This is a genomic window from Nocardia spongicola, from assembly GCF_047200775.1.
Lineage (GTDB): Bacteria > Actinomycetota > Actinomycetes > Mycobacteriales > Mycobacteriaceae > Nocardia.
This window is the reverse complement of sequence record NZ_JBJZOO010000011.1, coordinates 30,922-44,814: the sequence shown is the minus strand read 5'-3', so window position 1 is coordinate 44,814 and position 13,893 is coordinate 30,922. Positions and strand designations below refer to the sequence as shown.

General features: G+C 64.3%; 11 protein-coding genes. 7 read left to right on the top strand and 4 right to left on the bottom strand.

What is annotated here, in order from left to right:
- Nucleotides 1-122: 122 nt before the first annotated feature.
- The 4 genes from ACL02S_RS18360 (at nucleotide 123) to ACL02S_RS18345 (ending at nucleotide 6,201) form a co-directional block, all read left to right on the top strand.
- Nucleotides 123-896 (top strand): hypothetical protein, encoded by a 774-nt coding sequence (locus tag ACL02S_RS18360; RefSeq protein WP_412803673.1) that lies wholly within the window; start codon nucleotides 123-125, stop codon nucleotides 894-896.
- Nucleotides 886-3,051 (top strand): Rv1355c family protein, encoded by a 2,166-nt coding sequence (locus ACL02S_RS18355; RefSeq protein ID WP_412803739.1) that lies wholly within the window; start codon nucleotides 886-888, stop codon nucleotides 3,049-3,051. The genes ACL02S_RS18360 and ACL02S_RS18355 overlap by 11 nt, the downstream gene beginning before the upstream one ends.
- Before the next feature lie 67 nt (nucleotides 3,052-3,118).
- Complete coding sequence (locus ACL02S_RS18350) at nucleotides 3,119-4,936, top strand: putative bifunctional diguanylate cyclase/phosphodiesterase (protein WP_412803738.1); 1,818 nt, start codon at nucleotides 3,119-3,121, stop codon at nucleotides 4,934-4,936.
- A gap of 137 nt (nucleotides 4,937-5,073) precedes the next feature.
- Nucleotides 5,074-6,201 carry a glycosyltransferase gene (locus ACL02S_RS18345; protein ID WP_412803672.1) on the top strand — a complete coding sequence of 376 codons (1,128 nt, stop codon included), beginning with the start codon at nucleotides 5,074-5,076 and terminating at the stop codon, nucleotides 6,199-6,201.
- Nucleotides 6,202-6,244: 43 nt separating this feature from the next.
- Here ACL02S_RS18345 and soxR read toward each other — a convergent pair whose 3' ends face one another.
- Entirely contained in the window at nucleotides 6,245-6,730 is a 486-nt protein-coding gene (soxR, locus tag ACL02S_RS18340; RefSeq protein WP_412803671.1) for a redox-sensitive transcriptional activator SoxR, read from the bottom strand.
- A 133-nt stretch (nucleotides 6,731-6,863) separates the two neighbouring features.
- Here soxR and arcA point away from each other — a divergent pair, with 133 nt between their 5' ends.
- Together arcA and ACL02S_RS18330 are read left to right on the top strand one after the other, a co-directional pair.
- A complete protein-coding gene (gene arcA, locus ACL02S_RS18335; RefSeq protein WP_412803670.1) occupies nucleotides 6,864-8,159 on the top strand; it encodes an arginine deiminase in 1,296 nt (431 codons plus the stop codon).
- Between the two features lie 6 nt (nucleotides 8,160-8,165).
- A complete protein-coding gene (locus tag ACL02S_RS18330) occupies nucleotides 8,166-8,525 on the top strand; it encodes a GntR family transcriptional regulator (RefSeq protein ID WP_412803669.1) in 360 nt (119 codons plus the stop codon).
- Between the two features lie 15 nt (nucleotides 8,526-8,540).
- On the opposite strand, the gene ACL02S_RS18325 is transcribed toward ACL02S_RS18330, so the two are convergent.
- Nucleotides 8,541-10,163 carry a dolichyl-phosphate-mannose--protein mannosyltransferase gene (locus ACL02S_RS18325; protein WP_412803668.1) on the bottom strand — a complete coding sequence of 541 codons (1,623 nt, stop codon included), beginning with the start codon at nucleotides 10,161-10,163 and terminating at the stop codon, nucleotides 8,541-8,543.
- 254 nt (nucleotides 10,164-10,417) lie between these two features.
- Between ACL02S_RS18325 and rsmI the strand changes: the two genes are divergently transcribed.
- Nucleotides 10,418-11,251 carry a 16S rRNA (cytidine(1402)-2'-O)-methyltransferase gene (rsmI, locus tag ACL02S_RS18320; RefSeq protein WP_412803667.1) on the top strand — a complete coding sequence of 278 codons (834 nt, stop codon included), beginning with the start codon at nucleotides 10,418-10,420 and terminating at the stop codon, nucleotides 11,249-11,251.
- Nucleotides 11,252-11,287: 36 nt separating this feature from the next.
- On the opposite strand, the gene ACL02S_RS18315 is transcribed toward rsmI, so the two are convergent.
- Together ACL02S_RS18315 and metG are read right to left on the bottom strand one after the other, a co-directional pair.
- Nucleotides 11,288-11,956, bottom strand: a complete 669-nt coding sequence (locus tag ACL02S_RS18315) for a TetR/AcrR family transcriptional regulator (protein ID WP_412803666.1) — start codon at nucleotides 11,954-11,956, stop codon at nucleotides 11,288-11,290.
- 213 nt (nucleotides 11,957-12,169) lie between these two features.
- Nucleotides 12,170-13,729, bottom strand: coding sequence for a methionine--tRNA ligase (metG, locus tag ACL02S_RS18310; protein WP_412803665.1), 1,560 nt, complete (start codon nucleotides 13,727-13,729; stop codon nucleotides 12,170-12,172).
- Between the last annotated feature and the right edge of the window lie 164 nt (nucleotides 13,730-13,893).

Here is a 13,893-nt window from a genome sequence, read left to right as displayed (position 1 = left end):
CAATCTCTGTCGAATGACGGATACTGCCCTGGGCAGCTTCATCTCGGCTCATGGCCGTACGGGGGTGCTTCATGGGGCCGGACTATCGCGCAGGGGCTGCGCGGCGATGGAGTAGGAACACCATGGCTGTGGATCTGATGGCAGTCGTGCCGCGGCACTCGCATGGGTGGCGAGTGCCGCGATATCACGACACGCAATCCGAATGCGCTTTCTTTGTCGCCGATCCGGGGGCGCAGCCGGAACTCTGGCATCGGTACCTGGATGGTGCGCGTGCGGTCTATCGGCACTTCGGTGTCGAACACGCACTCGAATACGATGTGGTGGCCGATGGCCGATCGACCGCGCTGTTCTTCGTCGCGCTCGATGCCATGGGCGAGCCGGTGGCAGGCGTGCGGGTACAAGGGCCGTACACAGCCGCGCGACAGGCGCATGCGCTGATCGAATGGGAAGGCCACCCTGGCGCCGAAGAGCTGCGCCTGATGCTTGCCGATCGGATACCGGAAGGGGTTGTCGAGGCCAAAGGCGCCTGGGTGGCGCGCGCCGCGGGAAAACGTGCCGAGTTGAGCGCCGCGCTCTCTCGTACTGTTCTGCACGGAGCCAGGTTGCTCGGCGCGCGTTACGGTTTCGCGACGGTGGCTTCGTTCGCCGTTGGCAGGCATCAGGCCTGTGGTGCGGTGCTTGCCGAACATATCCCGCCCGTACCGTATCCGGACGAGCGTTACCGGACCGTTCCGCTATGGTGGGACACCCTGACTTATCCGGAGCGGGCGGAACGATCGCAACGATCACTGGTCCGGGCCGAGCAGCACATGCTCGGTATACCTGCTGCCGGTTCGACCGATGCGCCGCATGGGCGAGGGGAAGGAGTGGAGGGCCGAGGCGGATATGGACGATGACCTGACCTCGGTGGCGGACTACCGGCCCTCGATTCTCGACCAGGCGGATCCGGAAGACGCTAGAGAACTCGCCGCGCTGGGTGACGATCCGCGCATCCGATTCACGGATCTGCGCGAGTCGCTGCGCATCGAGCGGGGAAAGCTGCTCGATACCGGAGATAATGCTGCCGAGGATATCTCGGAGGGACCGGAGGCGGATCGGTGGATCTATTATCCGTGGCGCGCCGCGGTGGTCGGATTGCCTGGGCCTCGAACATTCCGGATGATCCGGCTGGATCGCAATCGGAACAAGGTGACCGGAGCGGAACAAGAACTTCTGGCGGAACAGACGATCGGAATCATCGGACAGAGCGCCGGGCATTCGGTCGCGCTACTACTCGCACTCGAAGGCGTATGTGGCAGGTTGCGACTGGCCGATATGGATGAAATCGAACTATCCAATCTCAATCGAGTTCCCGGAACAGTATTCGATATCGGCGTCAACAAAGCGGTCGTGACCGCACGCCGTATTGCCGAACTGGATCCCTATCTTCCAGTGGATATATTCCATGAGGGAATCGCTGATAATTCAGTGGATCAGTTCCTCGATGGGCTCACGATCGTTGTCGAGGAATGTGATTCGCTCGATATCAAGCTGCTGGTCAGGATGGCGGCGGCTCGGCACGGTGTTCCGGTACTGATGGAAACCAGTGACCGTGGTTTGTTGGATGTCGAGCGTTTCGATCTCCAGCCGCGGCGCCCGGCGTTCCACGGTTTGCTCGGTGACATCCGACCGGCGGATCTGCGTGGGTTGACCCCAGGGCAGAAGGCGCCGTTCGTGGTGAAGTTGCTCGGCGCGGCCGACCTGTCGCCGCGCTTGGCCGCGAGCATGATCGAAGTCGGGGAGACGGTGACCAGTTGGCCGCAGCTGGCGGGCGATGTCACCCTTGGTGCCGCGAGTGTGGTGGCCGCGGTCCGGCGCATCGGTCTCGGTATGAAGCTCGATTCCGGCCGCGTCCGGGTCGACCTGGAGCGGCACCTCGACGAATTGGTCGATCCGCCGCCTGCCGAGGAACCGGTATGTGCCGAGACCGCCGCCGAGTCCGGCACGGACCCTGTCGCCGACGTGCTGGTCTGTGCGCAGCGGGCGCCGTCGGGTGGAAATACGCAGCCGTGGTCGCTGCGCACGGACTCCGATGTCATTCACCTCGCGTTGGCACCGGAGTGCAGCTCGGCGCTGGATATCGGTTATCGCGGTAGCGCTGTCGCGCTCGGCGCCGCGGTGTACAACGCGCGGGTCGCCGCGGCCGCGCACGGCATCCTCGGACCGTACGAGTTCATCGAGGGGGTTCCTGGATCGGGTGAACTCACCGCTCGTCTGCGGCTGGGTGGCGACCGGGATCCGCGGCTCGCCGCCGATTACCCCGGCGTGCTTCGCCGCGCGACCAATCGCAGAATCGGCAGCGACGCCAGGCTTGCCGACGGTGTACTCGAGATACTCGCCGGGGTCGCGGAATCAGCGGGAGCATGCTTGCGTGCGGTGGTCGATCGGCCGGATATCGAAGAGGCTGCCCGGTTGCTGGGGGATTCCGATCGAATCCGCTATCTCACGCCTCGGTTGTACGAGGAAATGCTCGCCGAGGTCCGTTGGCCGCGCGATAACCCGGCTGACGGGGACCTCGACACCGGGATCGATGCCCGCAGTCTCGAGCTCACCCCGGATGAGCAGGCCGCGATCGAGCTCACTATGCGCCCCGATGTCATCGCGCAGTTACGATCCTGGCCTGGCGGCGCTGCGCTGGGGAAATACACCGGTGACCGGGTGCGGTCCAGCTCCGCTGTGGTGGCGGTGACTTTCGACGGTGCCGATCCGCGATTGACCGACTACGCGGAGGCGGGAGCCGCGGTAGCGCGGGTGTGGGTACAGGCGGAGCGACTCGGATTGGCTGTGCAGCCGATCTCGCCCGTATACCTGTACGCCCGACGCCCTGGCGAACTTACCGCGATTTCTCATGACTTCGCGGATACACTAGCGTCGCTTCAGGGTCGTTTTCTGAACCTGCTGGAGGTGCCCGAGCATGAGACCATGGCGTTGGTGCTTCGCCTGAGCTACGCCTCCGCTGCCACTGTACGCAGCAGGCGTCGCCCGGTGCTCGGTGTGGACACCACTAGTTAGCGTGATCGGAGACAACGTGCCACGGCGGACACTCGACTCATTGGTGACCCAGGTCGCCTCTGAACTCATGGGTGTGGACGCCACGACCGTGGTCGCCGCCACCGAACGTGTGCTCGCCCGTTTGGTCGAGTACTTCGACGTGGACTTCAGCTATGTTCGGCATACCGACCGCGAACGCCGGGCAACCGTGCTCATCGCGGAGTGGCCGCGCAGACTGAACGTGCCGGATCCGGATCCGCTCGGGGTGATCTATTTCGACAGCGCCGACCCGGTGTTCCGCGCTCTGGAGAACGCGACCGAGCCGATGATCGCGCGTCCTACCCCTGAATTCGCCGGCTATCAGAAAACTGTCCACCTCGGCTCCGGTATCGCCGGGGTGACCTCGGCTGCCGTGCCGCTGCTGTCTCGGGGGGAACCGACCGGTTTGCTCGGGTTCGTCAAGGAAGGCGACCGGGAATGGAGCAACCGCGAGCTCAATGTGCTGAAGGCCATCGCAGCGCTCTTCGCGCAGTTGCAGGCACGGATGGTCGCGGAGGAACAGCTCCGGTATATCGCCTTGCACGACGATTTGACCGGATTGGCCAATCGGCGTGCGCTGCTGGAACATATGGAAGAGCGATTACGTACGGGTAGACCGGGTCCGGTGGCGGCTTTCTTCCTCGATCTGGATCGGTTGAAGGCGCTGAACGATTTCCTCGGTCATACCGCGGGGGACAATTTCATCCGTACATTGTCTACTCGGTTGCGGGAACATCTGGACCCGAACGATATGATCGCCCGCTTGGGCGGCGACGAATTCGTCATCATTCCTGCCAAGCCTATGGACTCGGTCGCCGCGGAAGGGGAGGCGAATCGTATCCAGCAGGTGATCGCCCGTCGTGTCATCGTCGGCGGCGAATCGGTCAGCCGGGGCGCCAGTATCGGAGTGGCACTCGGTTTTCCTGGTGAGACCACCGTCGCCGATCTACTGCGCCGTGCCGATCACGCGTTGTTATCGGCGAAATCGGGCGGGGGCAACGGGGTCGCGGTGTTCACCGATGCCATGCGCGCGCAGTTCGAGTTGCAAGACGATGTGGAGCTCAATCTGCGCAGCGCGGTATCGGATGGGTCGCTGCTGTTGCACTATCAGCCCGAGGTAGATCTGCGCACCGGCCGTATCGTCGCGCTGGAAGCGCTCGTCCGTTGGATGCATCCGACTCGGGGGCTGTTGCCCCCCGCTGCGTTCGTTACCGTCGCCGAGGCCACCAATCTGGCCGGTGAACTGGGGCGCTGGGTTATCCGGTCGGCGTGTGCGCAGTTCGCCGAATGGCGGCGCCGTGGCCTGGCGGCTGATGTGGTGATGCGCATCAATGTCTCACCGGTACAGCTGGTCAGCCTCGATTTCATCGAGCGCATCGAAGACATCCTTCGCCTGTTCGGCATCGACGGGAGTTCGCTGTGCCTCGAGATCACCGAACACGTCGTAGTCCAGGATCTGGCCAGGACCCAGGTTACGCTGCGCGGACTGAAGCGGATGGGCGTGCAGATCGCCATCGATGACTTCGGTACCGGATACAGTTCGTTATCGCATCTCAAAGCGCTGCCGGTAGACGCGGTGAAGATCGATCGGGGTTTCGTACAGCGGCTCGGCGCCAGTATGGACGATTTGGCCATCGTGAAATCGATCATCGGCTTGGCCGGTTCATTCGGGCTCGGCGTTGTGGGTGAGGGTGTCGAGACCGCGGTCGCCGCGCGCACCCTGGTCGGCCTCGGTTGCTATCGCGCACAGGGTTTCCTCATCGCCAAGCCGATGCCTGCCGATCAAGTCGAATCGCATCTCGCGGCGGGCCGGATTCCGCTCGAGCTCGATCTGCCGCTGGCCGATCGCGGGCTGGCCACGCAGTGAATGACGGCCGTGCCGAGCGCCGTCAAGCCGTGAGTTCTCGGCGAGACCGGAGCCGAATCCTCTGATTCTCGGGTTCTTTCCCGGTCATTAATATGCTGTTGGGCGGTGGTAATCCGATCCGATGCACGATCGGCGAGGTGCGCATAGTGCAGCTGGCGAACTTCTATGGTCCGCGTTCGGGCGGACTGCGCGTCGCGCTGCACCACTTGGGTGAGGGATACGTCGCCGCCGGACACGAGGTGGTATTGATCGTGCCTGGTCCGAAACGGTCGGAGGAGATCCTGCCTACCGGGGTGGTGCGGATCACCTTGCCTGCCTTGGCGATTCCGTGGACCGGCGGTTACCGGGCCGCTGATCCACGCCGGGTGGCCGATGTACTTGCCGGACTGCGTCCTGATGTGCTGGAGGTCTCCGATCGGCTGACCCTGCGGGGTTTCGGTCGCTGGGCGCGGCAGCGCGGTGTGACCGGTGTGATGATTTCGCATGAACGCCTCGACCGGTTGCTCGGACAGGTTCTGCCGGGTCCGATGGCGCGGCACTGCGCTGACGTAGCCAATCGGCATACCGCTGCCGATTACGATATGGTCGTCTGCACCACCGAATTCGCCCGTGCGGAGTTTTTACGGATCGGCGCGGCAAATGTGGAGCTGGTCCCGCTCGGGGTGGATCTGGAATTGTTCAGCCCGCATCGGCACGACCGCGGGCTTCGGGTGGATCTCGGTGCGCCGGGGCATCCGCTATTGGTGCACTGTGGCCGGTTATCGGTGGAGAAACGGGTGGATCGCAGCATAGCGGCGGTCGGCGCACTGCGCGGGGTGGGTATCGAGGCGCGGTTGGTCGTGGTAGGAGACGGTCCGCGCCGGGACTCGCTGCAACGGCGGGCGCGGACATTGCCGGTATTGCCCGACGGGTTGCCTGCTGTCCATTTCACCGGGTTCATCTCCGATCGTGCGATGGTCGCTTCCCTGCTCGCCACCGCCGATGTCTCCTTGGCGCCGGGTCCGCACGAGACCTTCGGGCTCGCCGCACTGGAGGCGCTCGCGGCGGGCACACCGGTCGTGGCGAGCCGATCCTCGGCATTGGCCGATATCGTGACCGCGGACTGCGGTGCGGTTGCCGCCGATCATCCCTCCGCGTTCGCTCGAGCGGTCACCGACGTATTGGCCATGCCGCAGGCCGGGCTGCGCGCAGCCGCGCGCAGTCGTGCCGAACAGTTCACCTGGCCGCGGTCCGTGGCAGGCATGTTGGCAGTCCTCGGTCGTTAGCCGGGGCTGGTTCGCGCGGGCACCGAACCCGCGCCGGCTGGTATCAGAAACTTGCCGGTTTCGGCGGGCAGTTGAGCTGCACGTCGAGTACATGGGCGCCTGGGCTGTCGGCGCCGAGCCGATCGTGCTCATTGACCAGGCGACAGCTGCCGAGAGACAGGCAGCCGCAGCCGATGCAACCGGTGAGATTGTCGCGCAGCCGAATCAGCTGGGTGATCCGGTCGTCGAGATCGGTACGCCAGGTAGTCGACAGTATCTCCCAGTCGCGCCTGGTGGGAGTGCGTCCTTCGGGAAGTTGATCGAGCGCGGCCCTGATATCGCTCAGCGGGATGCCGACGCGCTGGGAGATGCGGATGAATGCCACGCGCCGCAGCGTCGCACGGGTGTATCTGCGCTGGTTTCCGCTGGTACGCCTGCTCGAGATGAGTCCCTCGCGTTCGTAGAAGTGCAACGCGGAGACTGCGACTCCACTACGCTCGGAGAGCTGCCCTGGGGTCAGCTCTTTCGCCCGCCAATCGGCTGTCGACATGCACGTTCCTCCTGTTATCTCAACAATACTTCAGGTTCCGTGCGGTGGGGCCGAATTCGGATATCGTGGTGTGCCCGGCATGGGAAGCCGAGAATTCCGTGCTCCTGAGTCCATGGGGAACTACGGTCTGAGCATGGGAGCAGATACGGTATCCGCGCAGCGCGAGAATCCGGATGCGCAGGGGCCCGATTCCGGACGGGACGATGCGCGCTTCGTGGTGACCTCCGAAGTCGGCAAGCTGCGCACCGTATTGCTGCACCGGCCCGGTGACGAACTGCGCAGGCTCACGCCACGCAATAACGATCAGTTGCTGTTCGACGGCATTCCATGGGTGGAGCGCGCACAACAAGAGCACGATACTTTCGCCGGTCTTCTCCGTGATCGCGGTATCGAAGTGCTGCTGCTATCGGATCTGCTGGCCGAGACGCTCGCAGTCAGCGGTGCGGCCAGGGTCCAGGGCATCGCGGCCGCGGTCAACGCGCGCAGGCTTGGACACGGACTTGCCGATGAGCTGGCCGCCTTCCTCCGCGGCAGGCAGGCCGATGAGCTGGCAGGCATCCTGATGGCGGGAATGACCTTCGATGAATTGCCGTTCGGGCCCGATGCCACCTCGCTGGTCCGCCGGATGCATCACGGTGCGGATTTCGTTATCGATCCACTCCCCAATCTGCTGTTCACCAGAGACTCGTCGTTCTGGGTCGGCCCGCGTGTCGCGATCACCTCGTTAGCCTTGCCCGCTCGGAGCAGGGAGACTTCGCTGACCGATCTCGTCTATGCTTTCCATCCTCGTTTCCTCGGGGTACGCCGTGCTTACGAATCACATACCGCGCCGATCGAAGGTGGTGACGTATTGCTGTTATCCGATGGCGTTGTCGCGGTGGGAGTCGGGGAACGTACTTCGCCCGCTGGTGCTGAAGCGTTGGCACGCAGTCTGTTCGACGATTCTCTGGCGCACACCGTGCTCGTGGTGCCGATCGCGCAGAGCCGCGCCACTATGCACTTGGACACGGTGTGCACCATGGTCGCCGCCGATGCTGTCGTGATGTATCCCGCGGTACGGGACTCCCTGTGCGCATTCACTATTCACAAAGGGGACGACTATGGCAGCCGGTCAGGTGGTGGCCGGGTGGGTATCCGCGGTCCCGAACCGTTTCTGCCCGCGGCGGCCGAGGCGATGGGTATCGGTAAGCTGCGCGTGATCGATACCGGACTGGACGGAGTGACTGCCGAACGCGAACAATGGGATGACGGCAACAACACGCTTGCTCTCGCTCCAGGAGTGGTGGTCGCCTACGAACGCAACGAGATGACCAATGCCAGGCTGGAGGACGAGGGTATCGAGGTGCTCCGCATTCCCGGTTCCGAGCTGGGCTCCGGCCGGGGTGGACCGCGCTGTCTGTCCTGCCCGCTATCGCGCGGTGAGGTGTAAGTCGCCATGTTCATTGTTACGGTGTCGCACGCCTCGGCCGTACCGCCTTATGAGCAGCTCCGCCTCGGCATCATCGCCAAGGTCCGATCCGGCGAACTGACGGCGGGTACCAAGATTCCGACCGTTCGCGCGCTGGCCGCGCAATTGGGTCTCGCGCCAAATACCGTGGCTCGGGCCTACCGTGAGCTGGAGACCGATGGGGTAGTCGAAACCCGGGGTAGGCAGGGGTCGTTCATCGCCTCCTCCGGCGATCCGACGCGGGACGTGGCAGGGCGGGCAGCGACCGCCTATGTCGCGACAGTGCGCAGGTTGGGCTTGGATGATGACGCCGCACTACGTTATGTGCGGGCCGCTCTCGGCGGCTGAGGCCGTGGCGGTAGGTCAACGCCAGCTGGGCAGCCACAGTTGGTTGTGCCAAGTGTCCGGGGTGATGGGTAAGGCGGTGAGAATCGGCCATAACCAGATGAAGTTGGCGATCACCAGGCCGAGGTAGAGACAGACCGTGAGCAGGCCGAGGCTGCGGCGTTCACTCGGTGGCGGATAGCGGTCGCTCGCCGCCTGGCGGTGCACTGCCGGGTTCCGGCGTGCCGGGCCGAGGACTTCGCCCAGCGTCAGCGCCACACCCATAACCAGGAACGGGGCCATCGGCACGGCGTAGAAGTAGTACATCTGCCGATCGAGGGTGGTGAACCAGGGCAGCAGTGCGGCACCGTAGCCGACCAGTACCGCACCGTAGCGCCAGTCACGCCGAACCACACTTCGCCACAGCATCCAGGCCAGTACCGGGAGGGCGACCCACCAGATAGCAGGCGTACCGATCAGCATGACGGCTTTTACACATTTGGACTGATCACAACCGGTGACGCCGGTATCAGCGTAGTAGTACAACATCGGGCGCAGGCCCATCGGCCACGTCCATGGCTTGGATTCCCATGGGTGATGGTTACCCGCCGAATTCGTCAACTGGGTATGGAATTCCAGTGATCGGGCATTGAAATACCACAGCGAACGCAGTGCGCCGGGAACGATATGCGACCAGAAGCCGTCGGTACCGATGGGATCGGTCGCCGCCGGATTGCCGGGCATGTACCGGTACACGCCGGTCTCACTGGCGAACCAGGCCCAGTAGCTGGCCAGATAGACCCCGAGCGGTACGAGCACCAGCGCGTAGAGAGCGGGACCGATATCGCGGATGGCGGTGCCGAACCAAGGGCGGCGTACGCCGTAGGTCCGCCGGGCCGAGAGGTCGAAATAGACACTCATCAGGCCGAAGGCCGCGATGAAATAGATACCTGACCACTTGGTGGCGCAGGCCGAGCCGAGCAGTATGCCCGCACCGAAGCGCCACCAGCGCACGCCGAGGCGTGGCCCCAAGCTCGTCACGCCGATCCTGCCCTCGGCATACGCCGACGCGATCCTGGCACGGACTTCGTCACGGTCGACGATAAGGCAACCGAACGCGGCAGTCACGAACAGCGCGAGAAAGATGTCGAGCATGCCGATACGGGAGGAGACGAAGGTGAGGCCGTCGGCGATCAGCAGAATGCCTGCGATCGCACCGATCAGGGTGGAGCGCGTCATCCGGCGCACGATTCGAATCACCAGCAGGACCAGCAGGGTCCCGGCGACCGCGGTGCTGAAGCGCCAACCCCAGCCGTTATAGCCGAACAGCGCTTCGCCGATCGCGATGAGCTGTTTGCCGACCGGAGGGTGTACCACCAGCCCGTAGCCAGGATTGTCCTCCACCCCGCCGCCGGTGAGTACTTGCCAGGCCTGCGGAGCGTAGTGCTTTTCGTCGAATACCGGGGTGCCCGCATCGGTCGGATAGTTGAGCATTGTGAACCGGGTGATCGCCGCGATCGTGGTGAGGAATGCCGTTACCAGCCAGCCGCGCAGCCGATCGGTCGGTCCGAAATCGGGGGCCGGTCGCAGGGGGCCAGGACTCGACCACGAGGGCACGGCCCCGAATGGTGCGGTCGTGCGCTGGTCGGTCACCTGGGTCACGTCCCGATCGTATGCTGTGCCCGTCGTCGGGCCGCACATCGGTAACACCCACACCGTATGACCGACGCGGCGCTCGGTGCGCACCAGAGGCGTCCCGAGCGAACCAGGGCCTGGGCCGCTGGTCCGGTACCGATGCCCGAGTACGGCAGGGATACCGCGGTGCGGGATGGGTAGGGCCGCGACGGCAGCGGATAGGCTGCGTGGCGGTGCGGTGAGCACGGTATACGGATGGGAGTGCGGTGAAAAACGGGGCGATGACGGGCGGGCTGGTGCTCGCGGCGACACCGATGGGCGATATCGGTGATGCCTCGCAACGGTTGCGCGCGGCACTGGCTACAGCCGATATCGTCGCTGCTGAGGACACCCGGCGTACCAGAGCACTGGCCAAGGCGCTCGGTGTGACGATCACCGGCCGAGTGGTCAGCTTCTATGACCATGTGGAGGCAGCGCGAATACCGATGCTGCTAGAGGAGATCGCGGGTGGGAACACCGTACTGCTGGTGACCGACGCCGGTATGCCCTCGGTCAGCGATCCCGGCTACCGCATGGTCGCGGCGTGCGTGCAGCGCGATATGCCGGTGACCTGTCTGCCCGGCCCCTCGGCGGTGACCACTGCTCTGGCGCTGTCGGCTCTGCCGGTGGAACGGTTCTGTTTCGACGGTTTCGCGCCGCGTAAACCCGGTCAACGCCGGGAATGGTTACGGACTTTGGCCACTGAGGCGCGTGCTTGTGTTTTCTTCGAAGCGCCGCACCGGCTGGCCGATTGTTTGGCCGATGCGGTCGAGGTCCTCGGTCCGGACCGGCACGCCGCGGTCTGCCGGGAGTTGACCAAGACCTATGAGGAGGTGGTCCGCGGTACCCTCGCAGAATTGGCTGCCTGGGCGATCGAGGGCGTGCGGGGGGAGATCACCGTGGTCGTGGCGGGTGCTCAACCGCCAACTGCCGATCCCGCCGACCTGGTCGATATGGTCGAGACCCGGATCGACGCCGGTGTTCGCCTCAAGGACGCCTGCGCTGAAGTCGCCGCCGCGTACGGTGTCTCCCGGCGCGAGCTCTACGACGCGGTGCTCACCGCCCGCCGGGGGTGAATGTGCCACCGCGGCCTGTCCGGTGTGCGGGCACTTTCAGGATGGCGTGGGCAGACCCAAGGTGGTCATGGCGAACTGGAGGAAGAGTGGCGCCAATTCCGGCACCTGTGCGGGGCCATCGGTGCGGATGACGCGCCGCGTCCGCTCTCCGATCGCGTCCGGGATCAGCGCGATCCGCTCATCGGAGATTTCCGGTAGTGTCGGGTCCGCCGCACGCGCTTGGTCGTAGCACAGCCGATACAACTGTGCGAAGCGGTCGACGGCCAGATCACGGTAGCCGACCGCGGCCTGGTTCACGCTGAAGGATTCGACAAGCACCAACCGCGCGAAATCCGGCTCGGCGGCGACGGTGCGGCAGAAGGTCACGACGATGGATTCGATCTTCGCTGCCGCATCGGCATCCGGGGGCAGTTGTGCCAGTTCCTCGGCGATCCGGGTCGCCATGATGTCGACCCCGGTATGCGCCGCCTCGACGAAGCATTCCTCTTTGTTGGCGAAGTGGTCGTAGAAGGTGCTGCGGGAAACTCTGGCCCTGGCAACGATATCGGTGAGTGTGGTGGCGGGGTAGCCCTTACTGTCCACCGACTCCACCATCGCCTCGACCAATCTGCCGCGCTGCGACGTGAGCACGGCTTCGCGCGCGGCGCGATGTCGCTCGGCGAAACCGGATCGCTGAACAGGTGCCGTCGCATGCTGCTGGCGCATAGGTGCCCTTTCTGTGCCGGAACCTGTCAGGGAACGAGGCATCGTCGTGCCGATCGCACCGGCCCGGGTAGCGCACTGGCGGTATACCGGTGCTTCATTATCCCGACACAGCATCCCATGGCGGCGCGGCCTGCGAAGCGCGCATCGGTGAACGGTTCGCAGACCGAGGGAACCATCACGCAGCAGGGCTCGGCGGGGTGCACGGCTCTCGCGTCAGTCCTTCGGTTCGATGTACTTGGGAAACACCGGTTCCGGAGCGGGCAGCGGTACACCGGGTTCGATCGTATTCGCGATATCGGCGAAAGTCCTGTTCTGCTGACCCAGTTGGTCGAGAATACGTCCCGCCGAGCCGGGCAGCACCGGTTGTACCAGGATCGCGACGATCCGCAGCACCTCCAGCGTTACGTACAGTACTGTCGCCTCACGGGCGCGATCTTCCTGTGTGCCCGATTTCGCCAGTGCCCATGGCGCCTGCGCGGAGAAGTATCTGTTCGTCTCGCCGAGAGCCAGCCAGATCGCTTCCAGCGCCAGATGCATCTGCTGCGCGTCGAATTCGGCGCGGCAGCGCTCGAGCAGACCACCCGCGAGCTCGAGCAGAGCACGGTCGTCCTCGGTGAACTCACCTGGTGTCGGCACCATGCCACCGCAGTCACGCGCGACCAGCTTCGTGCTGCGTTGCACCAGATTGCCGAATTCGTTGGCCAGATCGCTGTTGATCCTGCTGACGATGGCCTCATGGCTGTAGCTACCGTCTTGCCCATAGGAGATCTCGCGCAGTAAGAAGAAGCGCACCGCGTCGAGGCCGTACTTCTCCACCAGTTCCATCGGGTCGACCACATTGCCGACCGATTTGGACATCTTCTCGCCCTTGTTGTACAGGAACCCGTGCACGAATACCCGTTTCGGCAGTTCCACGCCCGCCGACAGCAGGAACGCGGGCCAGTACACGGTGTGGAACCGGGTGATGTCCTTGCCGATGATGTGCACATCGGCGGGCCAGAACTTCTGGAACGCGGCGGCTTCGGTGTCCGGGAAGCCCGCACCGGTGAGGTAGTTGGTCAGCGCGTCGACCCACACGTACATGACGTGGTCCGGGTGGCCGGGCACCGGCACACCCCAATCGAAGGTGGTACGTGAGATGGACAGATCCTTCAGCCCGGCCTTGACGTAGCTGACGATCTCATTGCGCCGGGTCGCGGGTGCGATGAATTCCGGATGTTCGTCGTAGAGGGCGAGCAATTTGTCTTGATAGGCCGAGAGTCGGAAGAAGTAGTTCGACTCCTCGGTCCAGGTGACCGGCGTCTTGGATTCTGTGGAGACGCGGGTGCCGTCTTCCAGTACCGTTGTTTCCTCGTCGGTATAGAACGCCTCGTCCCGTACCGAGTACCAGCCGGAGTAGTTACCCAGGTAGATATCGCCGTTCGCCAGCATCCGCTCCCAGATCGCGACGCTGGCCGCCTGGTGGTCTTCGTCGGTGGTACGGATGAACCGGTCGAAGGAGATGTCGAGCGTCTTGTCCAGCGCCTCGAACATATCGGAGTTGCGGGTGGCGAGCTCTTCTACCGGGATGCCCTCGGCGGTCGCGGCCTGTTGCATTTTCTGGCCGTGCTCGTCGGTGCCGGTCAGGAAGAACACGTCATATCCGTCGAGCCGTTTGAACCGGGCGATAGCGTCGGAGGAGATGTATTCATACGCATGCCCGATATGCGGCGCACCGTTCGGATAGGCGATGGCCGTGGTGATGTAGAAGGCGGGGCGATCGGCTGTGGTCATGCCGGAGCCTCGCCGGTGTGTGGCTCCGGCTCGGCCGTACCGGCGCCTGTGTCGATGGTTCGCTCGCTTCGCTCACTCATGGTGTGTCTACTGTAATGCGCGTGCATTTCTTCGCTCGCGTGAATATCCTCCGCGTCGATTCGCGGCTCGCCGCGCCCGTGTCC